The sequence below is a fragment of the Enterobacter cloacae complex sp. SHL001 genome, assembly GCF_049236825.1.
Classification (GTDB): domain Bacteria; phylum Pseudomonadota; class Gammaproteobacteria; order Enterobacterales; family Enterobacteriaceae; genus Enterobacter; species Enterobacter hormaechei_C.
In genome coordinates this window covers 299,623-326,078 of the sequence record NZ_JBMKIP010000001.1, presented here as the reverse complement: position 1 = coordinate 326,078, position 26,456 = coordinate 299,623, and the positions used below count along the sequence as shown (strand labels likewise).

Here is a 26,456-nt window from a genome sequence, read left to right as displayed (position 1 = left end):
GAAAAAATCCCCTCTTCACGGGAAGAGGGGACGGTTTTTTAACGCACGTTCGCACAGGTCAGGCAAAACGCGTAACGGCTCTGTGGATCATTAAAGGCTGCGAGCTTGTCGCTCTCTGCTCTCATGGCTTTCGCCGCGGTCGCCACCGGCGCCGGCAGATAAGCCTGAAGCGCGTCCGGCAGCATGGCACGAACGGAGCCGGACATGCTGTCCATGACCATATCGAAGAACGTTGGTTCGTCCTGATAATAGTCCACGTGCCACTGCTTGAGCTTCGCCAGCTCCGCCGCTTTCTTCACGGCGTCGTCGAAGTCACCCAGACTGTCTACCAGGCCGTTGCTCTTCGCGTCCTGGCCGGTCCAGACGTGGCCCTGAGCGATCTGGTCAATCTGATCGGGCGTCTTTTTACGCGAGTCCGCAACCAGCGTGATGAAACGTTTATAGCCACTCTCAATGCTGAGCTGCATCATCTCAGACACCTCAGGCGGCAGGGATTTGGTAACGGACACGTCCGCCAGCGGCGAGGTGGAGACGCCGTCGGTGTGGACGCCGAGATAATCCAGGCTGTTCTCTACGGTGTTGATCACGCCGAAGATGCCAATCGAGCCGGTCAGCGTGCTTGGGTTAGCCACAATGTAGTTGGCTGGCGTCGAGATCCAGTAGCCCCCGGAAGCCGCCATGCCGCCCATCGAGACCACTACCGGCTTGCCTGCGGCGCGCGCGGCGGCCAGTTCAGCACGGATTACTTCAGAGGCGCTGACGCTGCCGCCAGGGCTGTTCACCCGCAGGACAATCGCCTTCACTTTCGGATCCAGGCGCGCATCGCGGATCTGCGACGCGGTGGTGTCCCCGCCGACGTTCCCCGGCGTTTCTTCGCCATCCATAATGGCCCCGTTAGCAAACACCACGGCGATGCTGTCACCGCTGTCGTCCGGCTTTTTCGCGGCGTAGTCATACATGCTGATGGCGCTGTAGTTTTTATCCTCTTTACTCCAGCCGAACTGTTTGGTCAGCGCTTTTTCAATTTCAGCGCTGGAACCCAGCTGATCGACCAGTTTGTTATCAAGCGCGTATTTCGCTGTATCGCCGTCCACCTTGCGCAGGCCGTCCAGCACGCCGCGCGCGCCCGGGAAGACCTGCTCAGCGGTAATCTGACGGTTAGCGGCAATGGTGCCGAGGTAGTTCTGCCACAGCTCGCCAATCCAGCGGCTGTCCGCTTCACGGGCGGCAGGGGACATATCATCGCGGATAAACGGCTCCACGGCGGATTTATAGGTCCCGACGCGGAAGACGTGGGTAGTGACCTTCAGCTTATCGAGCAGCGATTTGTAGTACAGACCGTTAGTGGCGAAGCCATGCAGATCGACCGTGCCCTGTGGCGAAAGCCAGATCTTATTGGCAAAGCTCGCCAGATAATATTGTCCCTGGGTGTAGCTGTCGCCAATGGCAATAACCGGTTTACCGCTGTCGCGGAATTCGCGCAGCGCCTTACCGATGTACTGCATTGACGGCTGATCGGCGCCGGCAAAATCTTTCAGGTCCAGCACGATACCGGTAATGTTACGATCGTCTTTAGCCTGACGGATGGTGTCGACGATATCAAACAGGGAGTTTTCCTGAAGACGGTCTGACGTTGCGCCGAACAGCTGGCGACCAATCACGCCCAGACGGTTGCTGGTCGATGGCTTATCAACAATCACCCCGGTGATATCGAGTAACAGCGCGCCGCGCGTCGAATGCTGCGACTGGTTTGCGTTGCTGATATGCATCCAGATACCTGCGCATACCAGGACCAGGAAGATGAAGAAGATGTTCATCACCAGGTTGCGGACGAAGTTGAGCAGTCGCCACGTCCATTTAAAGAAACCGGCAAAGATTCGCCAAAGGGTTCGCATGTATTCTCCCTAACCAGAAAAGGACTGTTTCCGTCGCCACGGGACGGTAATGTGCGGTTATCGTAATGACCCAACCGCCACTTGTCAGCAGGAATCGCCTGCCACGCTGTAACAAATTCTGCTGCCGTGTTAATTTTGTGAGTAAATTTCATGAAAGGAGTTAACCAATGGACGCACTTGAACTGCTTGTTAACCGTCGTAGCGCTTCCCGCCTGGCCGAACCGGCACCCGTCGGCGAGCAGCTGGAAAACATTCTGCGTGCCGGAATGCGTGCGCCGGACCATGGCACATTGCAGCCGTGGCACTTCTTTATCATTGAAGGCGAAGGGCGCGACCGCTTCAGCCAGCTGCTGGAGCAGGGGGCTGTTGCCGCAGGCCAGGATGAGAAGGGGATTGATAAAGCCCGCAACGCGCCGTTCCGTGCGCCGATGATCATCGCGGTAGTCGCAAAATGTCAGGCCGATCATAAAGTGCCGGTCTGGGAGCAGGAGATGTCTGCCGGTTGCGCGGTAATGGCAATGCAGATGGCCGCCGTCGCGCAGGGCTTTAACGGCATCTGGCGTACCGGGCCGCTGACCGGGAGCGCCGCCGTGCGGGAAGGTTTCTCCTGCGGCGAACATGATAAAATTGTCGGCTTCCTCTATCTCGGCACCCCGCAGCTTAAAGCTTCCAGCACCATTAGCGTGCCGGACACTACGCCTTTCGTCAGCCGTTTTTAATCACCCGCGCTAAACTGTCTGGATTCTGAGCATCCGCCGCAGAATTCAGACAGTCATACTTACCTCTTTATGGAATGAGCGCTACCATAGCGCGATTGAGATGACAGGAGACGTCCATGAGCGAGCAAACCATTCGTTTAACGCAATACAGCCACGGAGCCGGTTGCGGTTGTAAAATTTCCCCCAAAGTGCTGGAGACCATCCTGCACAGTGAGCAGGCGAAGTTTGTCGACCCGAACCTGCTTGTCGGTAACGAAACGCGTGACGATGCAGCGGTTTATGACCTGGGTAACGGCACCAGCATTATCAGCACCACTGACTTCTTTATGCCGATTGTCGACAACCCGTTCGACTTCGGGCGCATTGCGGCCACCAACGCCATCAGCGATATCTTTGCGATGGGCGGTAAACCGATTATGGCGATCGCCATTCTGGGCTGGCCGATTAACACCCTCCCGCCGGAGATTGCCCGCGACGTGATCGAAGGCGGACGCTTTGCCTGCCAGCAGGCGGGTATTGCCCTGGCCGGTGGTCACTCTATCGATGCGCCGGAGCCGATCTTCGGCCTGGCCGTCACCGGCGTGGTGCCTACCGAGCGCGTGAAGCGCAACAGCACCGCGCAGGCGGGCTGCAAGCTGTTCCTCACTAAGCCGCTGGGCATTGGCGTACTGACCACTGCCGAGAAGAAATCCCTGCTGAAGCCCGAGCATATCGGTCTGGCAACGGAAGTGATGTGCCAGATGAACCTCGCCGGTGCGGCATTCGCCAATATCGACGGCGTGAAGGCCATGACCGACGTGACCGGTTTTGGTCTGCTGGGGCACCTCTCTGAAGTCTGTCAGGGCGCGGGCGTGCAGGCGCAGGTCTGGTATCAGGATGTGCCTAAGCTGCCGGGCGTGGAAGAGTACATTGCTCAGGGCGCAGTGCCGGGCGGGACGCAGCGCAACTTCGCCAGCTACGGCCATTTAATGGGCGAAATGCCGGAAGCGTGGCGTAACCTGCTGTGCGATCCGCAAACCTCCGGCGGCCTGCTGCTGGCGGTGACGCCGGAAGCTGAAGCTGACGTTCAGGCGACGGCTGCCGAGTTTGGCATCACCCTGACGGCCATTGGTGAGCTGGTGACCGCCCGCGGTGGTCGCCCGATGATTGAGATCCGTTAATTCGATGCGGTTGTTTATTGCCGAAAAGCCGAGTCTGGCGCGTGCCATCGCCGATGTGCTGCCCAGGCCGCATCGCAAAGGAGACGGCTTTATCGAATGCGGTAACGGGCAGGTGGTCACCTGGTGTATCGGTCACCTGCTTGAACAGGCGCAGCCGGATGTCTACGACAGCCGCTACGCCCGCTGGAATCTCAACGATCTGCCGATTGTGCCGGAAAAGTGGCGTCTCCAACCGCGTCCTTCCGTCACCAAACAGCTCAACGTCATTAAGCGCTTCCTGCATGAGGCGACGGAAGTGGTCCACGCGGGTGACCCGGACAGGGAAGGGCAACTGCTGGTCGATGAAGTGCTGGACTACCTGGAGCTGGCGCCGGAAAAGCGCCAGCAGGTGCAGCGCTGCCTGATCAACGACCTCAACCCTCAGGCGGTAGAGCGGGCCATTTCACGCCTGCGCGCCAACAGCGAATTTATTCCCCTGTGTGTCTCAGCGCTGGCGCGTGCCCGTGCGGACTGGCTATACGGGATCAACATGACCCGCGCCTACACCATTCTCGGGCGCAACGCGGGTTATCAGGGCGTACTCTCCGTCGGTCGTGTCCAGACACCGGTGCTGGGGCTGGTGGTGCGTCGCGACGAAGAGATCGAAAATTTCGTCGCCAAAGACTTCTTCGAAGTCAAAGCGCATATCGTCACGCCGAAAGACGAACGCTTTACCGCCGTCTGGCAGCCAAGTGATGCCTGTGAGTCATATCAGGACGAAGAGGGACGGCTGCTGCATCGCCCGCTGGCGGAGCACGTGGTCAACCGCATTACCGGCCAGCCCGCAATCGTCACCAGCTATAACGACAAACGGGAAACGGAGCCCGCACCGCTGCCGTTCTCCCTTTCGGCGTTGCAGATTGAGGCGGCTAAGCGCTTTGGTCTTAGCGCACAGAACGTGCTCGATATCTGCCAGAAGCTCTACGAAACCCACAAGCTGATCACCTATCCGCGTTCGGACAGCCGCTATCTGCCGGAAGAACACTTCGCCGGACGCCACTCGGTGATGAATGCCATTGGCGTCCATGCGCCGGATCTGTTGCCGCAACCGGCGGTAAACCCGGATACCCATAACCGCTGCTGGGACGATAAAAAAGTCGATGCTCACCACGCGATAATCCCGACGGCGCGCACCAGCAACGTCAACCTGACCGACAACGAAGCAAAGGTCTATAACCTGATCGCACGTCAGTATCTGATGCAGTTCTGCCCGGACGCGGTGTTCCGCAAGTGCGTTATTGAACTGGAGATTGCCAAAGGCAAATTTATCGCCAAAGCGCGTTTCCTCGCGGAAGCGGGCTGGCGCACGCTGCTCGGCAACAAAGAGCGTGACGAAGAGAACGACGGCACGCCGCTGCCGGTCGTGGCCAAAGGCGACGAACTGCTGTGCGAGAAGGGCGAAGTGGTTGAACGACAAACCCAGCCGCCGCGCCATTTCACCGACGCGACGCTGCTGTCGGCCATGACCGGCATCGCCCGTTTTGTGCAGGATAAAGATCTGAAGAAGATCCTGCGCGCCACCGACGGTCTGGGGACGGAGGCGACCCGCGCGGGGATCATCGAACTGCTCTTTAAGCGCGGCTTCCTGGAGAAAAAGGGACGTTACATCCATTCAACAGAACCGGGCCGGGCGCTAATTCATTCGCTGCCGGAGCTGGCCGCCAGGCCGGACATGACCGCGCACTGGGAGTCGGTGCTGACGCAGATCAGCGAAAAGCAGTGCCGTTATCAGGACTTTATGCAGCCGCTGGTAGGGACGCTTTATCAGCTGATTGACCAGGCGCGCAGTACGCCAGTGAAGCGATTCCGGGGAATGGTCGCCCCGGGCGGCGGGGCGAAGAAACCGTTCAAAAAGAAGAAAAGCGCAGCCAAAAATACAACCGCTTAAACCGTAGGCCGGGTAAGGCGAAGCCGCCACCCGGCGAAAAGCCCGGTGGCGCTAACGCTTACCGGGCCTACAAGGGCGAGAATGCAGCGAAACTAAATCACACCCTGTCCGATCATCGCATCGGCCACCTTCACGAACCCGGCGATATTCGCCCCGCGCACGTAGTTAGTTTGCGAAGCCTCGCCGCCGTACTCCACGCAGGCGTGATGAATATCGAGCATGATGTGGTGCAGACGGGCATCCACTTTCTCTGCCTTCCAGCCCATTCTCGCGGCGTTTTGCGCCATTTCCAGACCGGATGTTGCCACGCCGCCAGCGTTCGCCGCCTTGCCTGGCGCAAACAGTACGCCCGCATCCAGGAACAGGTCGGTCGCTTCAATGGTGGTGGGCATATTTGCCCCTTCCGCTACCGCTTTCACGCCATTGCTAATCAGCGTCCGGGCGGCATCCACGTCCAGTTCGTTTTGCGTCGCGCACGGCAGGGCGATATCCACCGGCACGCCCCACGGCTGTTTACCTTCCAGATAGGTCAGGCCAAATTCACGGGCATAATCCGCTACCCGACCGTCACGGCTGGCTTTGATTTCGCACATACGCGCCAGTTTTTCTGCCGTAAAGCCAGCTTCATCCACCACGGTACCGCTGGAATCGGAGGCGGTCACCACGCGCGCGCCAAACGCCATCGCTTTCTCGATAGCGTACTGCGCCACGTTGCCGGAGCCGGAGACCGCCACGCGCATCCCCTCGAAGCTCAGCCCGTGACGCTTAAGCATCGCTTCGGTGAAATAGACCAGACCATAACCCGTCGCTTCCGGGCGAATCAGGCTACCGCCAAACGACAGACCTTTGCCGGTAAAGACGCAGGCGCTGTTGTTGGAGAGCTTTTTCATCATCCCGGCCATAAAGCCCACTTCACGCCCCCCCACGCCGATATCCCCGGCAGGAACGTCGGTGTCCGGCCCAAGGTGGCGATAGAGCTCAGTGACCAGCGCCTGGCAGAAGCGCATCACTTCGCCTTCGCTCTTGCCTTTCGGATCGAAATCACTCCCGCCTTTACCGCCGCCCATCGGCAGGGTAGTGAGCGCATTTTTAAAGGTCTGCTCGAAGCCGAGGAATTTCAGAATCGACAGGTTCACCGAGGGGTGGAAGCGCATCCCGCCCTTAAACGGCCCAATGGCGGAGTTAAACTGCACGCGCCACGCGCGGTTGACCTGCACCTGATTGCGGTCGTCCACCCACGCCACGCGGAACTGGATGACGCGCTCCGGCTCTACCAGACGTTCAAGCAGCGCCATCTGACGGTAACGCGGATTTTCCTCAAGGAAGGGCCACAGGGTGGTCATGACTTCACGAACGGCCTGGGCAAACTCGCTTTGGTGCGGGTCGCGCTGCTGAACATGGGCAAGAAAGCTTTCCAGAGAGCGTGTCTGATCCATAGATATAAGAACCTCTTATAATAATTTATGCGTGTGGCGTAGATGTTTTGTGTCGTTTTTTTGACTATACCACCCGCACCGCTTTGAGAGGCAAGCAGAAATTTATGCCGCAAGGGAAATTAATGACAGGGCGCGCGTCATAACCAAAAGCGATGACGAGATAAATTAAAGATCCCGTCCGGATCGACCGTTATAGATATAAACGATGCAAAGGAAATAAAGTCTATGAACCGTTACGCAATGGCCGCGTTATGTTTGATGGTGTCCGCCGGGGCACAGGCTGACCGCATTCGCCCGGATGTCGAGGTCAACGTGCCGCCAGAGGTTTTTAGCGCTGGCGGCCAGCGTGCGCAGCCGTGTAATCAGTGCTGTATCTATCAGGATCAAAACTATTCCGAAGGCGCAGTAGTCAGGGCAGATGGCGTGCTGTTGCAGTGCCAGCGTGATGAACGCACCCTCAGTACAAATCCGCTGGTCTGGCGTCGCGTAAAAGAATAAACGCTTCCAGCAGCGGTATATCCGCCGGGGCTAAAGCATACGTGAACGCGTCTTCTGGCGTGCACCATACCAGCGCCGAGTGATAATGCGCCTTCAGCTGACCGCTAAATTCAGGCACATGCCAGGCGTGGAGGTGAATCAGCCGCTGCGACACCTCCCGCTGGTGGCTTGCCACATACCGCGCGGGCACGGCTTCAATGCCGAGTTCTTCGCGCAGTTCGCGGATCAGCGCTTCCGGCTGGGTCTCACCGGCTTCAACCTTCCCGCCTGCAAATTCCCACATTCCTGGCTGATCGGCATGTTCGGGACGCTGCGCCAGCAAAATCTTGCCCTCTTTTTCGAGGATGGCCGCAACCACATCGAGTGTTTTCAGCATGTTCGTCAATAATTAATAGCGAAAAACGACATATTATCGTGCCCTTCCAAAGAGTCCAGTCATCAGGAGAATCAGGTGAAAGAGACATCCGCCTGGGTTGCGCCCATGGAAACCCTTCCCGTCAGCCTCAGCCCCATCGCCGCCATGCAGAAAAAACACTTCGGCGCGGTGCTGAACCCCACGCGCTGGTGGGGGCGCATGCCGCGTCTTTTCTGGCTGGTGGCGCTGTTTGTCGGCTATCTGGAGCGGCGCAAGGCGCGTTTGACGCCGGTTCTGCGATCGCTACTAATGACGCGGGTCTCGCAGATCTGCCACTGCGCATTTTGTATTGATGCCAACAGCCTGCGTCTGGCCGAGCGGAGCGGGGCGCTGGATAAAGTGCAGGCCGTCAGCGACTGGCAAAATTCCACCCTGTTCAGCGAAGAGGAGCGCGCGGCGCTGGCCTATGCGGAAGCGGTCACCGCCACGCCACCTCAGGTGGATGAAAATATCAAAAGTCTGCTGAAGCGCCACTTTACGGAAGAGACCATCACCGAAATGACGGCTCTGATTGCCTTTCAGAATCTTTCCGCCCGCTTTAACGCCGCGCTGGATATCCCGGCTCAGGGGCTGTGCGCCACGTTTAAAGGTAAACCGCATGCTGGATAAACATCTGCACCCCCGACTGAAACCCGGGTTAAATCAGCTGGCCGCCACGCTGGATAAACCGTTTATCACGCCTGATGGCTTAACGCTCGCCGGGTTTGCGATTGGCGTGCTGGCGTTACCGTTTCTGGCGCTGGGCTGGTATCCGGCGGCGCTGATCGCCATTGTGCTGAACCGGCTGCTGGATGGTCTGGACGGCGCGCTGGCGCGTCGCCGTGGCCTGACGGACGCGGGAGGATTTCTTGATATCGCCCTCGACTTCCTGTTCTACGCCCTGGTGCCGTTTGGCTTTGCGCTGGCCGCTCCGGCTGATAACGCGATCGCCGCCGCCTGGCTGCTGTTCGCGTTTATGGGGACGGGCAGCAGCTTCCTGGCCTTTGCCGCGCTGGCGGGGAAGCATGATATCGACAATCCCGGCTATGCGCACAAGTCGCTTTATTACATTGGAGGATTAACGGAAGGAACGGAGACCATCGCGCTGTTTGTGCTGTGCTGCCTGTTTCCGGCGCATTTCGCGCTGTTTGCCTGGACATTTGGCGCGTTGTGCTGGCTGACCACCACAACGCGCATCTGGAGCGGTTACATCACGCTGAAATCACTTCCCCGCTAGCGTGCGCTCTCCGGTCCGCGCTCCCCGGTGGAGACCGGGTTCTGCGGATGGCTGCTCCATTCGTACCAGCCGCCGTCGTAGACGGCAACGTTCTGCCAGCCCATGGCGCGGGCGTACATAAAGGCTTCAGACGCGCGCCAGCCGGTACCACAGTAAAACGCAACGTGCTGCTCCGGCAGGATATTCCACGTTTTCCACATGGCGGCAATATCATCGGCGCTGCGCATGGTGCCATCCGGATTGTGGAAATCTTCCATGTGGGTCGCGTCGCTGCCCGCATGGCCCCAGCGCGCACCGGCAATCTCACCTTTTGGCTTGATATAGCTGTAGCCGCTGGTTTCACCGATAAACTCTGGCCAGGAACGAATGCTCACCAGCGAGGCGTCCTGACGGTGCAGCATTCCCCGGGCCTGCTCCATATCCACCATCAGCCGGGGCTGGCCCGGGATCGGCGCGCCAAAATCAGGGGCTGGCTTCACCTTTGCAGGCGTTCCGCGCTCAACGGGCAGGCTGGCGTCGGACCACGCCTTCCAGCCGCCATCCAGAATTCGCACATCCTTCACGCCCGCGTAGAGCATGATCTGCGCCACGCGCGCGGCGGCATACACGTCGCGACCGTACAGAATGACGGTGGTATCGTGACGGATCCCGTGCTTCGCCAGCATCGCTTTCAGCTTTTCGTCAGAAACCTTATTCCACAGCGGTTCGCTTTCCACTTCATTGGTGTCGATATAGCCCGCACCGGGAATGTGGCTCAGGAGATAAAGCTTCGGCGCACCCCAGCCAGCCTCGATCACCTTCCACTCTCCGGCTGGTGCGGCGGTAACGGGTTTGCCCTGCTGCAACTGGCGGATCCACTGCGGATAAACCAGCTGTTCGAAATGCGCCAGACGTTGCAGACGGTCGGATTGTTGCAGGGCATCGCTCAGGGTGGAGACGTGGGTAAAGCCCGCTTTCTCCAGCCGCGTTTTGACGGTCTGGTTGTCATCATCGTTGCCATAGAGCGCAACCGGCATGTCTGGCGTAAGCCGATGTTGTTTTGCCCAGCCGCTGAGCTGTTCATCGCTCATTGCCCCAAGCCAGCTGGCAGAGAGATTAAGCGCGGCGGGTTCATGCCCGGACGTTCCGCTCAGGGTCTGCGGCCAGCCGTTATAGAACGCACTGACGCGCGTATCAATTACCGCGCCGTTTTGCGCCTGGAGCTGGTCCAGCGTGAGGGAGTGGGGCATATCAGCCGCCGTGGAGGAGAGTGAGGCGAGGCCGCAGATCAGGGCCAGCGCGGTCAGTTGAGAAACACGTTTCATCGAAAAACCTGACGTCATTAAAAGAGGGGGGCATTGTCGTCTCTCCTGAAGCCAAAAACATTGCGTTAGCACATTATTGCCAGCGAGAAATCTCAATCACCTCGCCGCCGGGCGGAATATCGTCCTCATCATGCGTGACCAGCACCACCGGGATCCTGCGCTGGCGAGTAACCTCGAATACCCACGCCCGGAATGAGGCGCGCAGCGTTTTATCCAGTCGACTGAACGGCTCGTCGAGCAGCAATGCCTGCGGCTGGGCGAGAAGAGCGCGCAACAGGCTGACCCGGGCGCGCTCGCCGCCGGAAAGGGTCGCCGGATCGCTGGCGTAGTGGTTTGCCAGCCCGGCAGTGTCCAGGGCCTGTTCTACCGCGTTGCGGCGGGCGCGCCCGACGATGTGCGCCGGCAGCGCCAGCATCAGGTTTTGCCCCACGCTGAAGGCGTCAAACAGCAGGGCATCCTGAAACAGAATGCCGATCCCGCGCGTTTCCACGGGGAGCATATCGCAGCGGCGATCGTTCAGCCATATCTCGCCGTGCGCCTTAAAATCAGCGGATAACGCCCCCACCATCCAGGCGAAAAGGGTCGATTTCCCGCTCCCGGAGGGCCCCATCAGCGTGACAATCTCCCCCGCCGGGACGCGGAAGTTGACCTCACGGAAGAGTGGCGCAATGGTGAGATTTTTCACGTTCAGCATTAACGTAATCCTTGTCTGTGACGGCCCACGAGCCGGGAGAGCAGCGCGGCAAGGGCAAATACGCTGCTGGTCAACAGCAACAGACCCAGCGCCCGGCTGGCGAGGATCGGAATGCTGCCGCCGCTGCTGAGGGCGACCGCCTCCGTCGTCAGGGTGGTGAAACGTCCCGCTCCCAGCCAGAGGGTCGGCATGTACTGGGCCATGCTCACGGAAAAGCCGGTGGCAAAGGCCAGCAGGGCCGGACGAATCATCAGGGGGCATTTCACCAACCAGAAAATTTTCGCCTGTCGCCAGCCCAGCGTTCTGGCGGTGAGGATAAGCCGGGGATCGAGCCTGCGCCAGGCCGGTTGCAGCACCAGGAGCATCCACGGGAGAACCCAGAGCATATGGCTCCAGAGCACCGCAGCGTACTGGCCGTCGATGCCCAGCCACAGCGCCACGGCATATTGCCCGGACACGAGGGGCAGCGCCGGGAGGGCGAGCGGCAGCCAGACCCACACCGCGCCGCGCTGGGGTCCCCACTCAAGCCAGAGCATGAGGATGGCCAGCGCTGTCAGGCTGGACAGCAGCCCCAGTGAAAGGCTGTCGCTGACGGGGCCGATGTCGTCCCGGCGTGCCAGCATCAGCAGAACCAGCGCACAGAGCACGCCGCACAGCGGCAGTAACCCGCCCAGCGTCCGTGCGGGCAGCGCAGTATGCGAAGCGTGACGAACTCCGGAGGGGTCACGCTGGGCGCGCCGCCATGCCGTCCAGAAGCCGTATCCCACCGCGGCAAGCGCCGCCAGCAGCAGGAGCAACACCAGACACAGCAGCGTTCCCTTTGTTTGCTGTTGTGCATCGCCCTGGGCGAGCCACTGCCAGGCCAGTACCGCCAGCGTAGGCGGGTTGCCTGGCCCGAGCACGATCGCCACATCCACCACGGAAAGCGACCAGGCCAGCACCGCCAGCATGACTGCGCCCAGCGCGGGGGCGATTGCCGGGAGGACGAGCCAGTTGAGCGCCTGCATTCGTCCGTAGCCGAAGGTATGCAGGACGATTTTCTGCTGTGCGAGACGCTTTTCAGGCAGCGCGGCGTAGATTGCCCACAGAACGAACGCGCTCTCTTTGACCGCAAGCGTCAGGCCAAGCCCGATACCGTAGCGGTCAAGCTGCGGCGAACAGACCGTACAGATCCGGTAAAACTGCCCCCCTTCCGCAAACAGCAGCAGCGCGCTGGTGGCGAAGGCGACGTGCGGCACGGCTAACAGCCACGGCAGACGGGTGCTCAGGCGCTGCCAGCCTTCACCCGGCCAGAGAAGCGCAAGCAGGGTCAGGGCGATAAACAGTGAGCCCAGCGTCGCGATAAGCGTGGAAACCAGCGTGGCGGCCAGCGCCTGCGGCAGCTGCGGGTCGGCAAACAGCGTCGCCCAGTTGCCGGGAGAAAACGCCGGGGCCAGCAGCATGCCGCTGGCGGGAAGCAGTGGCAGATAGATGACCGCCATTGCCGCCCAGACCAGCCCGCTTAGCGGGTTCCGTAGCGGCGAAGCCATTCCTGCTCCAGGGCGTTAACCCAGGCGGCGTGCGGTTCGGGAAGTACATCAGGCGTGCCTGAGGGGGTAAAGGCGCGAAGCTGTTTTGCCGCTTTCGCAGGCAGTTTTTCGCCATCCAGCACGCTCGGGTCACCCCAGATGGCAGGATTAGCTTTGCGGATCTGCGCCTGTGGTGACAGCAGGAAATTCGCCACCACTTTCGCACCTGCGCTCGCGCTGGCGTTTGCCGGGATGGCGACAAAATGGACGTTGCCGATCATGCCTTTGAGAAAGCCGAAACTGTAGCTGTCGGCAGGCAGTTCACCGCTCGCCACCTTTTGCATCGCATGGGCGGGGTTAAAGGTGAGCGACAGGTTCAGGCTGCCGCTGGCCAGCAGCGTATCCATGCGCGCAGGCGACGGAGGAAAATCGTTCCCTTCGCGCCACAGCAGGGGGTGCAGCGTATCAAGGTAATCCCACAGCGGTGCGGTGACCTGCGCAAAGGTACTGTCTGGCGCGTTTTTTAGCGCCTCCGGATGGGCGGTCAGCGCCAGCAGTAGCTGCTCAAGAAACGCCGTGCCGGTAAAATCCGGCGGTCGCGGATAGCTCACCTTGCCAGGGTGCTGCCGGGCGTATACCAGCAGCGCGTGGGGATCTGCCGGTGGTGTCGGCGTACTCGCTTTACGGGCGATAAAGGTTAATTGCGCGCCGCCCCACGGGGATTCTGCCCCATCGGTCGGGATGGCAAAATCTTCCGTTACCGGTTTACGGGTATCGACGTAGCGCCAGTTGGGCAGGGTTTGCGCCCAGCCGGTGAGCAGCAGGTTTGCCGCTTTCAGGTTGCGGAAGTTTTCCCCGTTTACCCAGAGCAGATCCACCGACCCGTTACTGCTACGTCCTGCGGCATGTTCCGTCTGGATCCGCTTCACCGCGTCGGCGGCATCGGCCAGATGAACGATCTTCAGGTTGATGGCGTAGTGCGTTTTCATCTCGCCGCTTACCCAGTCGAGGTAGCGGTTAACGGCCTCGTCATCGCCCCAGGCGTTAAACCAGACGGTCTGCCCGGTGGCCTGTTGCTGAATGGATTGCCAGCTCTCTGCGGCGAAGGCAGAGGTTGCCAGCAGCAGACTCGTCAGAAACGCGCAAAAACGCACCCGGCGCATAATGCCTCACTTTTTAATCGAAGGGATGTAACGGGAAAACAGCCAGCGAGTGACCAGCGGTAATAACCCTAATAGTGTAAAGGCGAACAGCAGTCCCGGCGACAGAATATCGCGCAGCGCGGTGAGTTTCCCCAGCTCGCGTCCGGCGTTCAGATAAATGACGGTGGCAGGTAGCATTGCAAGCTGGCTGACCCACCAGTAGTGACGCACCCTGAGACGGGTTAGCCCCATCAGCAAATTGACCAGAAAGAACGGGAACAACGGCATCAGGCGCAGGGCAAAAAGGTAGCGCGCGCCGTCGCGATCCATTCCCGCATCTATCGTGCTCATCTGTGCGGCAAAGCGCCGCTGCACCCAGTCGCGCAGCAGATAACGGCTGACGAGCATGGCAAGCGTGGCGCCGAGCGTCGAGGCAAATGACACCAACAGCGTCGCCTCCCACAGGCTGAAAAGCGCCCCGCCGAGCAGCGTCAGAAGCGCGGCTCCGGGGATCGACAGCGCGGAGAGCAGAACGTAAACCGCAAAATAGACTAGCGCGCTCTGAAGAGGCGCCTGCTCCACACGATCGAGCAACGTTTGCTGGTGCATTTTTAGCGTGTCGAGGGAGAGTATGCCTGGAGGAAGCAAAACAACGGTCAAAACAAATGCGCCCAAAAGGGCGCACAGGAGACTGATTTTTTTAATATTCACTGAAGTTTACAGCTTGAACGTTGCCCATACCGGCGCATGGTCGGACGGCTTTTCCATACTACGGATGTCATAGTCGATACCGGTTTCGATGCAGCGTTCGGCCAGGGGGGCGCTCGCCAGCAGCAGATCAATACGCAGGCCCCGGTTGTCATCGAAGCCTTTAGAGCGATAGTCAAACCACGAGAAGCGATCCTGCGTCGCCGGGTTAGCCGTGCGGAAAGTATCCACCAGCCCCCAACCCAGCAGGCGCTCCATCCACTCGCGCTCCTCCGGCAGGAAAGAGCATTTGCCGGTGCGCAGCCAGCGCTTACGGTTCTCTTCGCCAATACCGATATCCAGATCCGTCGGGCTGATATTCATGTCGCCCATGATCAGCACCGGGTTTTCTTTTTTGAGTTCGGTTGTCAGGTAGTTTTGCAGATCCTGATAAAACTTCGCTTTGGCCGGGAATTTGGTTTCATGATCGCGGCTTTCACCCTGCGGGAAATAGCCGTTGATGACGGTCACATTGCCGAGCGCGGAAGGAATTTCCGCCATGATGATGCGGCGTTGCGCCTCTTCATCGTCACCCGGGAAGCCACGACGCACCGACACCGGCGTATCTTTGGTCAGCAGCGCAACGCCGTAGTGGCCTTTCTGACCGTGGTAAAAAACGTTATAGCCCAGCTTCGCTACCTCTTCGAGCGGGAACATATCGTCGTGAACTTTTGTCTCCTGCAAGCCGATCACATCTGGCTGATGTTGCTCAACAATCGCTTCAAGCTGGTGAGGGCGGGCACGCAGGCCGTTGATATTAAAAGAGACAAATTTCATAGTCGCTGCCAATGCAAGGTGAATAGTGCAAGGATGGTAGCAGAATTTACGTCGTCTGTTATCCGCTTCGCCCAATTACTGCGACAGATAATGTCGACGGTGCAATATTTGCACCATTTCGGCGCGTTTTGCCCTCGAACAGGGCATAAAGGACCGATAAATTTCGCGAGCGATCACAATTCCAGAATTATATTTGGCCTCTGCATACTCTTTCTTGTTTTCATGCGGCAAAGCGCCGCTTGTCGTAAAAATATTCACTATTTATGCATTAACAGTGAATAACTCCATATTGTAACTCATTGATATTCTGTTACCCCAACCCGTTTATGCATTTTTATCGCTGGCTGGCACGAACGCTGCAATCTACATTCACAGTGCAAACACTCAATTATTTAACATTTAAACAACCTTTTATTTACCGGGTGAGGTCGCTATGTCTCTGTCAGTTACGCGTGAAAATTTCGATGAATGGATGATGCCGGTATACGCTCCGGCGGCTTTTATTCCGGTACGTGGGGAAGGCTCTCGCCTGTGGGATCAGCAGGGCAAAGAGTATATCGACTTTGCGGGTGGGATTGCGGTGAATGCGCTGGGGCATGCAAACCCGGCGCTGCGGCAGGCGCTGAATGACCAGGCGGCGAAATTCTGGCATACCGGCAATGGTTATACCAACGAACCGGCATTGCGTCTGGCGAAGAAGCTGATCGACGCCACCTTCGCAGAAAAAGTCTTTTTCTGTAACTCCGGCGCGGAAGCGAACGAAGCGGCGCTGAAGCTGGCGCGAAAATATGCGCACGATAAATTCGGCGCGCACAAGAGCGGCATCGTAGCCTTTAAAAATGCCTTCCATGGCCGCACGCTGTTTACCGTCAGTGCGGGTGGTCAGCCCTCATATTCTCAGGATTTTGCGCCGCTGCCGCCGGATATCCGTCATGCGGCGTATAACGATTTACACTCTGCCAGCGAGCTGATTGACGACACCACCTGTGCGGTGATTGTCGAGCCCATGCAGGGGGAAGGCGGCGTCATGCCCGCCCAGAAAGCGTTCCTGCAAGGGCTGCGCGAGCTGTGCGATCGGCATAACGCGGTCCTGATTTTTGACGAAGTCCAGACCGGCGTGGGCCGCACGGGTGAGCTGTACGCCTACATGCACTATGGCGTGACCCCGGATGTGCTCTCAACAGCCAAAGCGCTCGGCGGCGGTTTCCCGGTGGGGGCGATGCTGACCACCGATAAATTCGCCAGCGTGATGACCGTGGGCACCCATGGCACCACATACGGCGGCAACCCGCTGGCAACCGCTGTCGCCGGACAGGTGCTGGATATCATCAATACCCCTGAGGTGCTGAACGGCGTGAAGCAGCGTCACCAGTGGTTTGTTGAGCGCCTTACTGCCATCAATAACCAGACCGGCTTGTTCAAAGAGATCCGCGGTCTGGGGCTGTTAATAGGCTGTGAGCTTGCCCCTGAGTTTGCCGGCAAAGCGAAGCTGATTTCACAGGAAGCGGCAAAGCAGGGCGTAATGGTGCTGATTGCCGGTGCTAACGTGGTGCGGTTTGCCCCTGCGCTGATCGTCAGCGAGGAAGAGGTCAGAACCGGGTTAGATCGTTTTGCGCTGGCCTGCGAACAGGTGAAGTCCGGGGTGTCATCATGATGGTCATCCGTCCCGTTGCGCACGGCGATCTCGCCGGGCTTATGCAGCTTGCCGGTAAGACAGGGGGCGGGCTAACCTCGCTGCCTGCCGATGAAAAAACGCTGTCGGCGCGCATTGAGCGCGCCCTGCAAACCTGGCAGGGGACGTTGCCAAAAAGCGAACAGGGCTATGTGTTCGTGCTGGAAGATACCGACACGGGAACCGTGGCGGGGATTTGCGCCATCGAGGTGGCCGTCGGGCTTAACGATCCGTGGTACAACTACCGCGTCGGCACGATGGTCCACGCCTCGAAAGAGCTGAACGTTTACAACGCGCTGCCGACGCTCTTCCTCTGTAATGACCATACCGGCGCCAGCGAACTCTGCACCCTGTTTCTCGATCCGGACTGGCGCAAAGAGGGCAACGGTTATCTGCTCTCCAAATCGCGCTTTATGTTTATGGCCGCCTTTCGCGACCGCTTCAACGAAAAAGTGGTCGCGGAGATGCGCGGCGTGATTGATGAGACGGGCTACTCGCCGTTCTGGGAGAGTCTGGGCGAACGCTTCTTCTCCATGGAATTTAGCCGGGCGGATTACCTGTGCGGTACCGGTCAGAAGGCGTTTATCGCCGAGCTGATGCCGAAGCATCCTATTTATACCCATTTCTTAACCCCTGAAGCGCAGGCGGTGATCGGCGAAGTTCACCCGCAAACCGCCCCGGCCCGCGCAGTGCTGGAGAAAGAGGGATTTCGCTACCGTAACTACGTCGACATCTTCGACGGCGGCCCGACGCTGGAATGCGACATTGACCGCGTTCGCGCCATCCGTAAAAGCCGCCTGGTTGAGGTTTCAGAAGGCCAGCCCGCGCCGGGCGAGTGGCCAGCCTGCCTGGTCTCTAACGAGAATTACACCAACTTCCGCGCCATGCTGGTGCGAACCAACCCATCATGCGAGCGTCTGGTACTGACGGCTGCGCAACTGGATGCCCTGAAATGTAACGCTGGCGACACGGTTCGCCTGGTGCGACTCTGCCCTGAGGAGAAAACAGCATGACTCTATGGATTAACGGTGACTGGGTAACGGGCGAAGGTGACGCGCGGACAAAAACTAACCCGGTCGGCCAGGAGGTGCTCTGGTCGGGGAACGACGCCAGCGCCGGGCAGGTTGAGCAGGCCTGCCAGGCTGCACGGCGCGCGTTTCCGGCATGGGCGAAACGGCCATTCTCCGAGCGCCAGGCGCTGGTTGAGAAATTTGCTGCGCTGCTGGAGGCCAATAAAGCCGAGCTGACCCGCATCATTGCCTGCGAAACCAGCAAGCCGCGCTGGGAGGCAACAACCGAAGTCACGGCGATGATCAACAAAATCGCGATATCGGTGAAGGCGTACCATACCCGCACCGGCGAGCAGCATACCGAGATGCCAGACGGTGCCGCCACGCTGCGCCACCGTCCGCACGGGGTGCTGGCGGTGTTTGGCCCGTATAACTTCCCCGGACATCTGCCGAACGGGCACATTGTGCCTGCGCTGCTGGCGGGGAATACCGTCATCTTCAAGCCGAGTGAGTTAACCCCCTTAACCGGAGAAGCAGTCATAAAACTCTGGGAGCAGGCGGGGCTGCCGCCGGGGGTGGTGAATCTGGTGCAGGGCGGGCGTGAAACAGGTCAGGCGCTGAGTGCGCTGAGCGACATTGACGGTCTGCTGTTCACCGGCAGTGCCGGAACGGGCTATCAGCTGCATCGTCAGCTGGCGGGGCAGCCGGAAAAAATTCTGGCGCTGGAGATGGGCGGCAACAACCCGCTGATTGTGGAAGATCCGGATGATATCGATGCCGCGGTCCATCTGACCATTCAGTCGGCGTTCATTACCGCCGGACAGCGCTGTACCTGCGCCCGCCGCCTGCTGGTTAAGCGCGGCGCGCAGGGGGATGCGTTCCTGAAGCGTCTGGTGGAGGTGAGCGCGCGTCTGGTTCCCGCGAAATGGGATGCCGAGCCGCAGCCGTTTATCGGCGGGCTGATCTCCGCGCAGGCGGCGCTGAACGTGCTGAAAGCGTGGCAGGAGCACGTGGCGCGCGGGGCGAAAACCCTGCTGGAGCCGAAGCTGGTTCAGCCGGGCACGTCGCTGCTGACGCCGGGGATTATTGAGATGAGTGCGACGAGCAACGTGCCGGATGAAGAGGTCTTTGGCCCGCTGCTGTGCGTCTGGCGCTATGACGATTTTGAGTCGGCGATCGAAATGGCCAACAACACCCGCTACGGCCTGTCGAGCGGCCTGATATCGCCGCATCGCGAGAAATTCGAACAGCTGCTGCTGGAAGCGCGCGCCGGGATCGTGAACTGGAACAAACCGCTGACCGGTGCGGCGAGCACCGCGCCGTTTGGTGGCGTAGGGGCGTCGGGCAACCATCGCGCCAGCGCCTGGTATGCCGCCGATTACTGCGCGTGGCCGATGGCAAGCCTGGAAACCCCGGCGCTGACGCTGCCGGAGACGCTGAATCCAGGGCTGGATTTTACAGAGGGTGACGCCCATGAAAGCGCGTGAGGTTAACTTTGACGGCCTCGTGGGGCTGACGCACCACTATGCCGGGCTGTCGTTCGGTAATGAAGCCTCGACGAAGCACCGTTTCCAGGTCTCGAACCCGAAGCTGGCGGCGAAGCAGGGTCTGTTGAAAATGAAGGCGCTGTCCGATGCCGGTTTCCCGCAGGCGGTGATCCCGCCTCAGGAGCGACCAAACGTGGCCGTGCTGCGCCAGCTGGGGTTCAGCGGTACGGATGAACAGGTGGTGGAAAAAGCAGGCACGCAGACGCCACACCTGCTTTCGGCGGCCAGTTCAGCCTCCTCGATGTGGGTGGCGAATGCCGCCACCGTTGCGCCGTCGGCGGATACGCTGGACGGCAAAGTGCATCTGACCGTGGCTAACCTGAACAACAAATTCCACCGCGCCAGCGAAGCGGAGACCACCGGGCGCGTGCTGCGCGCCATTTTTAATCATGAAGCGCATTTCGAGGTGCATTCGGCGCTGCCGCAGGTCGCGATGTTTGGCGATGAAGGGGCGGCAAACCACAACCGTCTGGGCGGCGACTATGGCGAACCGGGTTTGCAGCTGTTTATCTATGGGCGGGAAGAGGGCGGCCACGCCGCGCCGGTTCGTTATCCGGCGAGACAAACCTTAGCCGCAAGCCAGGCGGTTGCGCGGCTGAACCAGGTTAATCCTTCTCAGGTGATTTTTGCCCAGCAAAATCCGCAGGTGATCGACCAGGGCGTGTTTCATAACGACGTCATTGCCGTTTCCAACCGTCAGGTGCTGTTCTGCCACGAGCAGGCGTTTGCCCATCAGGAAAAGTTGCTGGCCACGCTGCGCGAACGGGTGCCGGGATTTATGCCGATTCAGGTGCCCACGCAGGCGGTAAGCGTGCAGGATGCGGTCGAAACGTATCTGTTCAACAGCCAGCTGCTGAGCCGGGATGATGGCAGCATGATGCTGGTGCTGCCGCAGGAGTCCCGCAACCATCAGGGCGTCTGGCGCTATCTCAGCGAACTGGTGCAGGCGGATAACCCGATTGATGAACTGCGCGTGTTTGATCTGCGGGAAAGTATGGCCAACGGCGGGGGACCGGCGTGCCTGCGACTGCGCGTGGTGTTAACGCCGGAGGAGATGCAGGCCGTGAATCCGGCGGTGATGATGAACGACACGCTGTTCAATACCCTCAATGACTGGGTGGACCGCTATTATCGCGACCGTCTGGTTCAGGCCGATCTGGTTGATCCGCAGCTGCTGCGCGAAGGCCGCGAGGCGCTGGATGCATTATCGACCATCCTGCAACTGGGATCGGTTTATCCGTTCCAGCGCTAAGGAGATGATATGGAAAACTTACTGGCGCTGACGCTGGCCGAAGAGACACCGGAGCGGCACGAGGGGGAAGGCCCCTCGTTCCACTGGCGATGGCTGGGGCGGGGCGTGCTTGAACTGACGCCGACGGGGGAATATGACCTGTCGCTGCTGCTTTCGACCGGCATTCACGGAAACGAAACCGCGCCCGTGGAGATTGTCGATCTTTTGCTGCGCGCGCTGTTTCGCGCAGAGATCACGCTGCACTGCCGTCTGCTGGTGGTGCTGGGAAATCCGCCTGCGCTGGCGCAAAATAAACGGTATCTCGTGAGCGACATCAACCGCATGTTTGGTGGTCGCTGGGCGCAGTTTCCACAGAGTGTTGAGACGACACGCGCGCAATGGCTGGAGAAGGTGGTCACGGCGTTTTTTGCCGGGGCGGGGGAAACACGCTGGCACCTCGATCTGCATACGGCCATTCGCGCCTCGTACCACGTGCGTTTTGGCGTGTTACCGCAGCGTCATCAGCCGTGGGATGAGGCGTTTCTGACCTGGCTTGGCGACGCGGGGCTGGAGGCGCTGGTTTTCCACCAGACGCCAGGCGGCACGTTTACCCACTTCACCTGCGAGAATGTTGGCGCGTTATCCTGCACCCTGGAGCTGGGAAAAGCGCTGCCGTTCGGGCAAAACGACCTGACGCGTTTTGCCCCTACGCATCAGGCGCTTCGGGCGTTGCTCGCCGGGGTTGCGCCGGAACCCTCCCGGGAACCCGTTGTGCGCTATCGGGTCGTGCAGCAGATCACGCGTCAAAGCGAGGCTTTCCAGCTACATATGGCGCCCCATACGCTGAACTTTACGCCGTTTCGCCAGGGCGTCCTGCTGGCGGAAGATGGTGAGACGCGCTATGCGGTACAGAAATCCACGGAATATGTTTTATTTCCTAATCCGTCGGTCGCGTTTGGTTTGCGAGCTGGCCTGATGCTGGAAAAAATGCCCTGATCGTCTCCCCTCGCGCAGACCGGAGGGGAAATGAAGAATAAATTTCTTAGCGTTAAAAGCGCTCTGGTATTGTTTGCGGAATATTCCTGGAGAATTGCTTTATTATTAAACGGCACTTCGCTATACTTCTCCATAATCTCTTTAAAATCATGCTGTTGAATGTTTTTGTTTCATCTCTCCACGCTTTTTCCTTAATTTCTCCACAATTGGCGAAAAGTTGTTTTTTACACTTTCATTGTTTTACCGTTGCTCTGACTAATTGACGATAAACCCCGTAAAATTAATCTCGTCAACACGGCATAGCGCCGAAGAATAACTGAAAGTAAGGAAAGACATTATGCGTAAATTAACTGCACTGTTTGTTGCCTCTACCCTGGCTCTGGGCGCTACCAGCATGGCGTTCGCCGCCGATACCGCGACCACTACCGCCGCGCCGACGGAAGGCAAAATGATGATGCATCATAAAGGCAAGCCGGGTATGCACCATGAGATGATGATGTTTAAAGATCTGAACCTCACCGATGCGCAGAAGCAGCAGATCCGCGACATCATGAAAAGCCAGCGTGACCAGATGAAACGTCCTCCGCTGGAAGAGCGCCGCGCAATGCATGACATCATTGCCAGCGACAGCTTCGATAAAGCAAAAGCGGAAGCGCAGATCGACAAAATGGCCGAGCAGCATAAAGCGCGCATGCTGGCCCACATGGAAACTCAGAACAAGATTTACAACATTCTGACGCCGGAACAGAAAAAGCAATTTAATGCCAATTTTGAGAAGCGTCTGACAGAACGTGCAGCGCCGGAAGGTAAAATGCCTGCACCAACCGAATAATCGGTTCACTCTCTTAAGACCGCCGGGCTCCTGTCTACAAAAGCGAAAACGCTGTGGACAGGACCGGCGGTTTTTCTTTTATCCCATGCCTAAGGTCTGGCCTGACTGCTGCCGATAATACGTCTGTGAAAATGCCCTGGCGCACGGTGCGTCCTTCAGGAGTGGTCATGGAATTCTTTGATATCCGTAAAATGCCGGTCAGTCTCTGGCGTAATGGTGCGGGTGAGACGCGTGAGATTTGCTGTTTTCCTCCCGCGACGCGGGATTTTTTCTGGCGGGCCAGTATTGCCTCCATCGCCAGTAACGGCGAATTTTCCGCGTTCCCGGGCGTTGACCGGGTGATTACGCTGCTGGAGGGCGGCGAGGTGACCCTGGATGCAGGCAGGGCGTTTTGTCATACCCTGAAGCATCATCAGCCTTACCGATTTGCGGGCGATCTGGCGGTGAAAGCCGTGCTCACAGAGGGGCAGATGTCGATGGACTTCAACATCATGACCCGACGGGATTGCTGCCAGGCAAAGGTGCGCGTTGCTACCCGGACGTTCACTACCTTCGCATCACGCGGTGGGGTGGCGTTCGTATTAAGCGGCGCCTGGCAACTGGGCGACAAATTACTGACCGCCGATCAGGGCGCCAGCTGGGAAGCGGGCAGTCATACCCTCCGTTTACTGGAAACGAAGGGGTCGCTGCTGTTCAGTGAAATTACCTGGCTGCCGGGTCATTGAGGACGATGATCTCATATTTTCCGGTTAACAGTGGCTTGCAGAGAATTTTGTAACCATCCTGATCGAAACCGGCAGGGGTGCGCAGCAGAGCGGTAGCGTCATCCAGATTTTCAACGGCGCCAAGCCAGAGCCAGTTGCGGATGATGTGATAGTGCGTCATCCCATCGCGGGTTTCTTTCAGCGCCACCGCGCCTTCCCACGGCCAGCAGTTAACGCTGATAGAGGCCAGGCCAGCCATAAACCGGGCATGATGTTCTTCAACGCTCTCTTTTCCACAGCACGCCCCGGCGCAGCGTTTCAGCGCTGAGCGGAAACAGGCGCGACCACGGGTGGTGGCTTCCAGTCCTAACAGGCCGTAACAAAGCTGTAATTCATCAGCCAGGGATTGCAGGGTTTGCAGTGCGGCACGTTTGTTGGCAAACAGACCGTAAAGATTGGGTTCATGCGAAAAATCCACTTCCCGGGCATAAACGACCTGCGGTTTTCCTGCGTTAATCTGCAAGGAACACAGCTGGCGGTTGCGGCGCAGGCGTTTGTTAAACAGCGGCTGCTGTTCCTTGATGAGCCGGGCTTCGAGCAGAAGCGCGCCCAGTTCGCCTGCCGTCTCGATCCAGGTGATCCGCCGGGACTGCCTGAGCATCGATGCTTCATCCGGCGTACGCAGGTGCGACATCACCCGGCTGCGGATATTCACGCTTTTGCCGATATAGAGCGGCATGGTGTCGCTGTCGCCGTGGAAGAAATAGACGCCAGGCTGTTTAGGCAGTGCCTCAAGCCAGGGGCGAAGATGCTCGGGATATTCGTAGATAGCCGCCGCTTCGAACTCAAGACGCGGGGCGGATTGACGCCTGCTCACATACTGCTCCATATACTGTTCAGGCATACAGTGTAGCAGGTGTTTGGTGGTTAAAAAAGAGCCGGGTGGCGGCTACGCCTTACCCGGCCTGCAAAGCGGAGTTACCATTTTGCTTTTACTTTTTCCAGAAATCATCAAACACCGTAATGGGCGGACGGCGCTTATGCTCGGTTTTCAGATACCAGCCTTCGATAATTTTAGCGGTACCTTCGTCGAGCGTTTTGCCTTCCAGATAATCATCGATGTTGTCATACGTAACGCCCAGCGCCGCTTCATCCGGCAGGGAAGGGCGATCGTCCTCCAGGTCCGCCGTTGGCGCCTTCTTATACAGGTGCTCCGGGCAGCCCAACGCCGCCAGCAGTTGCTTACCCTGACGCTTGTTCAGGCGGAAGAGGGGGTTGATATCCGTGCCGCCATCGCCGTATTTGGTGAAGAAGCCGGTGATGGCTTCCGCGGCGTGGTCAGTGCCGACGACGACCCCTTTGGTCATCCCTGCGATACTGTACTGCGCTTTCATGCGCTCACGGGCTTTCTCGTTGCCGCGGACAAAATCGCTCAGTTCAATACCGGCTTCACGCAGGGCCTGCTCGCTGGCCAGTACCGAACCTTTGATGTTTACGGTAAGAACACGGTCCGGCTGAATAAACGCAATCGCATCCTGACAGTCCTGCTCGTCGGCCTGCACGCCATACGGCAGACGTACGGCAATAAATTGCAGCGCGGTGTCACCGGTCTCGTCACGCAACTCGGAGATGGCCATCTGGCTCAGCTTACCGGCCAGAGTGGAATCCTGACCGCCGCTGATGCCCAGCACCAGCGTCTTCAGGAAAGGGTGTGCAGACAGGTAAGCTTTCAAAAAATCAACGCTACGACGGATCTCTTCATTGGCATCAATCGCAGGTTTCGCGCCCAGCGCCTGAATAATTTCTTGTTGCAGAGCCATTACGCCCTCCCTATGCAGAACCAAACAGAAAGTGTGATCTGTTAAAACTAACCCTTTGTCGGGGAAACGACAAGGATCACAGTTTTGAGTGTACTGTTTTACAGCGATTTAGCAGCTTACCGTTGTTTTATTAGAATTTTCCGAAATTCGTCTGGCGTAACTCGCAAAGTTGAACAATAGTAATTTTTATCCCATGCTTAGTTAACACGCTGATAAACAAGAGGACGGAATATGAACAAGAACGTAGCAGGAATTTTAAGCGCAGCGGCGGTACTGACTATGCTGGCAGGGTGTACAGCTTACGATCGCACTAAAGATCAGTTCACACAGCCAGTGGTAAAAGACGTCAAAAAAGGCATGACGCGTTCCCAGGTTGCAGCCATTGCCGGTAAACCTTCTTCAGAAGTCACTATGATCCACGCGCGTGGTACCTGCCAGACCTATATTCTGGGTCAACGTGATGGTAAGGCAGAGACCTATTTTGTCGCCCTGGATGATACGGGTCACGTGATCAATTCTGGTTACCAGACCTGTGCCGAATACGACACCGACCCACAGGCACCTAAGGCACAGTAAGCCTGCTTGCCTGAGAGCGTTAACAAACCGGCCGGAAGGCCGGTTTTTTTATGCATACGTGAATCTTATTTCTTGGCGCGAATTATTTGCCTGAAATGTGAAGGTAGTCAACAAGCCAGGTCAATGAGAGACAATTTCAGTCTATCCAGAATTATCCCCTCCCTGTACCATTGCGTATACTCACTTCAACGACAAACAATGTTCAGCACACTGCCCGTCAGCCAGGATAGCGAGTCGAGTGATAGCGAGACGGCGGGTAGCCAAACAAGAGGGAAGTTATCATGGAAAAGAAACATATCTATCTGTTTTGCTCTGCGGGCATGTCCACTTCGCTGCTGGTTTCCAAAATGCGCGCGCAGGCCGAAAAATATGAAGTCCCTGTGGTGATTGAGGCGTTTCCGGAAACGCTGGCGGGCGAGAAGGGCCAGACAGCAGACGTTATTTTACTCGGGCCGCAAATCGCTTATATGCTGCCAGAAATTCAGCGTCTGCTACCCAATAAGCCGGTCGAAGTGATCGATTCCGTTTTATACGGCAAGATTGATGGTTTAGGTGTATTAAAAGCTGCCGTTGCGGCGATTAAAAAAGCTGCTAATTAATTTTTTATTTTTCCCGTCAAAGAGTTATTTC

General features: G+C 58.4%; 26 protein-coding genes. 15 read left to right on the top strand and 11 right to left on the bottom strand.

Features of this window, described 5'->3' with window-relative positions; translation table 11 throughout:
* Positions 1–38: 38 nt before the first annotated feature.
* Complete coding sequence (gene sppA, locus ACOTYH_RS01690) at positions 39–1,895, bottom strand: signal peptide peptidase SppA (RefSeq protein WP_045141479.1); 1,857 nt, start codon at positions 1,893–1,895, stop codon at positions 39–41.
* Positions 1,896–2,062: 167 nt separating this feature from the next.
* Here sppA and ACOTYH_RS01685 point away from each other — a divergent pair, with 167 nt between their 5' ends.
* The 3 genes from ACOTYH_RS01685 (at position 2,063) to ACOTYH_RS01675 (ending at position 5,701) form a co-directional block, all read left to right on the top strand.
* Positions 2,063–2,614: an NAD(P)H nitroreductase gene (locus ACOTYH_RS01685; RefSeq protein ID WP_023303509.1), complete on the top strand. Its 552-nt coding sequence runs from the start codon at positions 2,063–2,065 to the stop codon at positions 2,612–2,614.
* Between the two features lie 116 nt (positions 2,615–2,730).
* Positions 2,731–3,774, top strand: coding sequence for a selenide, water dikinase SelD (gene selD / locus ACOTYH_RS01680; protein WP_017384682.1), 1,044 nt, complete (start codon positions 2,731–2,733; stop codon positions 3,772–3,774).
* A gap of 4 nt (positions 3,775–3,778) precedes the next feature.
* On the top strand, positions 3,779–5,701 hold the full coding sequence (locus tag ACOTYH_RS01675) for a DNA topoisomerase III (protein WP_017384681.1): 1,923 nt from the start codon (positions 3,779–3,781) through the stop codon (positions 5,699–5,701).
* Between the two features lie 92 nt (positions 5,702–5,793).
* Here the strand turns inward: ACOTYH_RS01675 and gdhA are convergent, their stop codons facing one another.
* A complete protein-coding gene (gene gdhA, locus ACOTYH_RS01670) occupies positions 5,794–7,137 on the bottom strand; it encodes an NADP-specific glutamate dehydrogenase (protein ID WP_017384680.1) in 1,344 nt (447 codons plus the stop codon).
* Positions 7,138–7,362: 225 nt separating this feature from the next.
* Between gdhA and ACOTYH_RS01665 the strand changes: the two genes are divergently transcribed.
* A complete protein-coding gene (locus tag ACOTYH_RS01665) occupies positions 7,363–7,635 on the top strand; it encodes a YnjH family protein (RefSeq protein WP_003857857.1) in 273 nt (90 codons plus the stop codon).
* Here ACOTYH_RS01665 and ACOTYH_RS01660 read toward each other — a convergent pair.
* Positions 7,595–8,011 (bottom strand): pyrimidine (deoxy)nucleoside triphosphate diphosphatase, encoded by a 417-nt coding sequence (locus ACOTYH_RS01660; RefSeq protein WP_017384679.1) that lies wholly within the window; start codon positions 8,009–8,011, stop codon positions 7,595–7,597. The two genes, ACOTYH_RS01665 and ACOTYH_RS01660, sit on opposite strands and share 41 nt — an antisense overlap.
* A gap of 75 nt (positions 8,012–8,086) precedes the next feature.
* Between ACOTYH_RS01660 and ACOTYH_RS01655 the strand changes: the two genes are divergently transcribed.
* Positions 8,087–8,659, top strand: coding sequence for a carboxymuconolactone decarboxylase family protein (locus ACOTYH_RS01655; protein ID WP_017384678.1), 573 nt, complete (start codon positions 8,087–8,089; stop codon positions 8,657–8,659).
* Positions 8,649–9,266, top strand: a complete 618-nt coding sequence (locus ACOTYH_RS01650) for a CDP-alcohol phosphatidyltransferase family protein (protein WP_017693605.1) — start codon at positions 8,649–8,651, stop codon at positions 9,264–9,266. The genes ACOTYH_RS01655 and ACOTYH_RS01650 overlap by 11 nt, the downstream gene beginning before the upstream one ends.
* On the opposite strand, the gene ACOTYH_RS01645 is transcribed toward ACOTYH_RS01650, so the two are convergent.
* From ACOTYH_RS01645 to xthA, 6 genes are all read right to left on the bottom strand, one after another.
* The gene (locus tag ACOTYH_RS01645; RefSeq protein ID WP_032670808.1) at positions 9,263–10,570 is read right to left on the bottom strand and encodes a sulfurtransferase; all 1,308 of its coding nucleotides are present in this window, start codon (positions 10,568–10,570) and stop codon (positions 9,263–9,265) included. The two genes, ACOTYH_RS01650 and ACOTYH_RS01645, sit on opposite strands and share 4 nt — an antisense overlap.
* Positions 10,571–10,643: 73 nt before the next feature.
* Positions 10,644–11,264, bottom strand: coding sequence for an ATP-binding cassette domain-containing protein (locus ACOTYH_RS01640; protein ID WP_032670089.1), 621 nt, complete (start codon positions 11,262–11,264; stop codon positions 10,644–10,646).
* Entirely contained in the window at positions 11,264–12,793 is a 1,530-nt protein-coding gene (locus tag ACOTYH_RS01635; protein WP_032670088.1) for an ABC transporter permease subunit, read from the bottom strand. The genes ACOTYH_RS01640 and ACOTYH_RS01635 overlap by 1 nt, the downstream gene beginning before the upstream one ends.
* The gene (locus tag ACOTYH_RS01630) at positions 12,766–13,935 is read right to left on the bottom strand and encodes an ABC transporter substrate-binding protein (RefSeq protein ID WP_421637520.1); all 1,170 of its coding nucleotides are present in this window, start codon (positions 13,933–13,935) and stop codon (positions 12,766–12,768) included. Before ACOTYH_RS01630 ends, ACOTYH_RS01635 begins: the two co-directional genes overlap by 28 nt.
* A 6-nt stretch (positions 13,936–13,941) precedes the next feature.
* A complete protein-coding gene (locus ACOTYH_RS01625; protein WP_032670087.1) occupies positions 13,942–14,625 on the bottom strand; it encodes a TVP38/TMEM64 family protein in 684 nt (227 codons plus the stop codon).
* Positions 14,626–14,631: 6 nt separating this feature from the next.
* Positions 14,632–15,438 carry an exodeoxyribonuclease III gene (xthA, locus tag ACOTYH_RS01620; protein WP_015570756.1) on the bottom strand — a complete coding sequence of 269 codons (807 nt, stop codon included), beginning with the start codon at positions 15,436–15,438 and terminating at the stop codon, positions 14,632–14,634.
* Positions 15,439–15,871: 433 nt separating this feature from the next.
* On the opposite strand from xthA, the gene astC reads away from it, so the two are divergent.
* The 7 genes from astC to ves all read left to right on the top strand — a co-directional run bounded on the left by astC (position 15,872) and on the right by ves (position 23,451).
* Positions 15,872–17,092 (top strand): succinylornithine/acetylornithine transaminase, encoded by a 1,221-nt coding sequence (astC, locus tag ACOTYH_RS01615; protein ID WP_032104258.1) that lies wholly within the window; start codon positions 15,872–15,874, stop codon positions 17,090–17,092.
* Positions 17,089–18,123, top strand: a complete 1,035-nt coding sequence (gene astA, locus ACOTYH_RS01610) for an arginine N-succinyltransferase (RefSeq protein WP_022650887.1) — start codon at positions 17,089–17,091, stop codon at positions 18,121–18,123. Before astC ends, astA begins: the two co-directional genes overlap by 4 nt.
* On the top strand, positions 18,120–19,607 hold the full coding sequence (gene astD, locus ACOTYH_RS01605; RefSeq protein WP_017384669.1) for a succinylglutamate-semialdehyde dehydrogenase: 1,488 nt from the start codon (positions 18,120–18,122) through the stop codon (positions 19,605–19,607). Before astA ends, astD begins: the two co-directional genes overlap by 4 nt.
* Positions 19,594–20,919 (top strand): N-succinylarginine dihydrolase, encoded by a 1,326-nt coding sequence (gene astB / locus ACOTYH_RS01600; protein ID WP_023303517.1) that lies wholly within the window; start codon positions 19,594–19,596, stop codon positions 20,917–20,919. Before astD ends, astB begins: the two co-directional genes overlap by 14 nt.
* A gap of 9 nt (positions 20,920–20,928) precedes the next feature.
* Positions 20,929–21,894: a succinylglutamate desuccinylase gene (astE, locus tag ACOTYH_RS01595; RefSeq protein ID WP_421637519.1), complete on the top strand. Its 966-nt coding sequence runs from the start codon at positions 20,929–20,931 to the stop codon at positions 21,892–21,894.
* Positions 21,895–22,231: 337 nt separating this feature from the next.
* On the top strand, positions 22,232–22,726 hold the full coding sequence (gene spy / locus ACOTYH_RS01590) for an ATP-independent periplasmic protein-refolding chaperone Spy (protein WP_015570753.1): 495 nt from the start codon (positions 22,232–22,234) through the stop codon (positions 22,724–22,726).
* A 167-nt stretch (positions 22,727–22,893) separates the two neighbouring features.
* Positions 22,894–23,451 carry an environmental stress-induced protein Ves gene (ves, locus tag ACOTYH_RS01585; protein ID WP_017384666.1) on the top strand — a complete coding sequence of 186 codons (558 nt, stop codon included), beginning with the start codon at positions 22,894–22,896 and terminating at the stop codon, positions 23,449–23,451.
* Here ves and cho read toward each other — a convergent pair.
* Together cho and nadE are read right to left on the bottom strand one after the other, a co-directional pair.
* Positions 23,429–24,307, bottom strand: a complete 879-nt coding sequence (gene cho / locus ACOTYH_RS01580; protein WP_063136382.1) for an excinuclease Cho — start codon at positions 24,305–24,307, stop codon at positions 23,429–23,431. The two genes, ves and cho, sit on opposite strands and share 23 nt — an antisense overlap.
* A 115-nt stretch (positions 24,308–24,422) precedes the next feature.
* Positions 24,423–25,250, bottom strand: a complete 828-nt coding sequence (nadE, locus tag ACOTYH_RS01575; protein ID WP_003857837.1) for an ammonia-dependent NAD(+) synthetase — start codon at positions 25,248–25,250, stop codon at positions 24,423–24,425.
* A 231-nt stretch (positions 25,251–25,481) separates the two neighbouring features.
* Here nadE and osmE point away from each other — a divergent pair, with 231 nt between their 5' ends.
* On the top strand, positions 25,482–25,826 hold the full coding sequence (osmE, locus tag ACOTYH_RS01570) for an osmotically-inducible lipoprotein OsmE (protein WP_003857836.1): 345 nt from the start codon (positions 25,482–25,484) through the stop codon (positions 25,824–25,826).
* Positions 25,827–26,107: 281 nt separating this feature from the next.
* Positions 26,108–26,425: a PTS N,N'-diacetylchitobiose transporter subunit IIB gene (chbB, locus tag ACOTYH_RS01565; RefSeq protein WP_015570750.1), complete on the top strand. Its 318-nt coding sequence runs from the start codon at positions 26,108–26,110 to the stop codon at positions 26,423–26,425.
* Positions 26,426–26,456: the final 31 nt, after the last annotated feature.

Coding starts and splice junctions, on each gene's coding strand:
- ACOTYH_RS01630 (WP_421637520.1), bottom strand. CDS start 13,935: ATGCGCCGGGTGCGTTTTTGCGCGTTTCTGACGAGTCTGCTGCTGGCA.
- ACOTYH_RS01650 (WP_017693605.1), top strand. CDS start 8,649: ATGCTGGATAAACATCTGCACCCCCGACTGAAACCCGGGTTAAATCAG.
- ves (WP_017384666.1), top strand. CDS start 22,894: ATGGAATTCTTTGATATCCGTAAAATGCCGGTCAGTCTCTGGCGTAAT.
- astB (WP_023303517.1), top strand. CDS start 19,594: ATGAAAGCGCGTGAGGTTAACTTTGACGGCCTCGTGGGGCTGACGCAC.
- ACOTYH_RS01640 (WP_032670089.1), bottom strand. CDS start 11,264: ATGCTGAACGTGAAAAATCTCACCATTGCGCCACTCTTCCGTGAGGTC.
- sppA (WP_045141479.1), bottom strand. CDS start 1,895: ATGCGAACCCTTTGGCGAATCTTTGCCGGTTTCTTTAAATGGACGTGG.
- ACOTYH_RS01645 (WP_032670808.1), bottom strand. CDS start 10,570: ATGAAACGTGTTTCTCAACTGACCGCGCTGGCCCTGATCTGCGGCCTC.
- xthA (WP_015570756.1), bottom strand. CDS start 15,438: ATGAAATTTGTCTCTTTTAATATCAACGGCCTGCGTGCCCGCCCTCAC.
- spy (WP_015570753.1), top strand. CDS start 22,232: ATGCGTAAATTAACTGCACTGTTTGTTGCCTCTACCCTGGCTCTGGGC.
- nadE (WP_003857837.1), bottom strand. CDS start 25,250: ATGGCTCTGCAACAAGAAATTATTCAGGCGCTGGGCGCGAAACCTGCG.
- selD (WP_017384682.1), top strand. CDS start 2,731: ATGAGCGAGCAAACCATTCGTTTAACGCAATACAGCCACGGAGCCGGT.
- astC (WP_032104258.1), top strand. CDS start 15,872: ATGTCTCTGTCAGTTACGCGTGAAAATTTCGATGAATGGATGATGCCG.
- ACOTYH_RS01675 (WP_017384681.1), top strand. CDS start 3,779: ATGCGGTTGTTTATTGCCGAAAAGCCGAGTCTGGCGCGTGCCATCGCC.
- osmE (WP_003857836.1), top strand. CDS start 25,482: ATGAACAAGAACGTAGCAGGAATTTTAAGCGCAGCGGCGGTACTGACT.
- chbB (WP_015570750.1), top strand. CDS start 26,108: ATGGAAAAGAAACATATCTATCTGTTTTGCTCTGCGGGCATGTCCACT.
- ACOTYH_RS01660 (WP_017384679.1), bottom strand. CDS start 8,011: ATGCTGAAAACACTCGATGTGGTTGCGGCCATCCTCGAAAAAGAGGGC.
- ACOTYH_RS01665 (WP_003857857.1), top strand. CDS start 7,363: ATGAACCGTTACGCAATGGCCGCGTTATGTTTGATGGTGTCCGCCGGG.
- gdhA (WP_017384680.1), bottom strand. CDS start 7,137: ATGGATCAGACACGCTCTCTGGAAAGCTTTCTTGCCCATGTTCAGCAG.
- astE (WP_421637519.1), top strand. CDS start 20,929: ATGGAAAACTTACTGGCGCTGACGCTGGCCGAAGAGACACCGGAGCGG.
- ACOTYH_RS01635 (WP_032670088.1), bottom strand. CDS start 12,793: ATGGCTTCGCCGCTACGGAACCCGCTAAGCGGGCTGGTCTGGGCGGCA.
- astA (WP_022650887.1), top strand. CDS start 17,089: ATGATGGTCATCCGTCCCGTTGCGCACGGCGATCTCGCCGGGCTTATG.
- ACOTYH_RS01685 (WP_023303509.1), top strand. CDS start 2,063: ATGGACGCACTTGAACTGCTTGTTAACCGTCGTAGCGCTTCCCGCCTG.
- astD (WP_017384669.1), top strand. CDS start 18,120: ATGACTCTATGGATTAACGGTGACTGGGTAACGGGCGAAGGTGACGCG.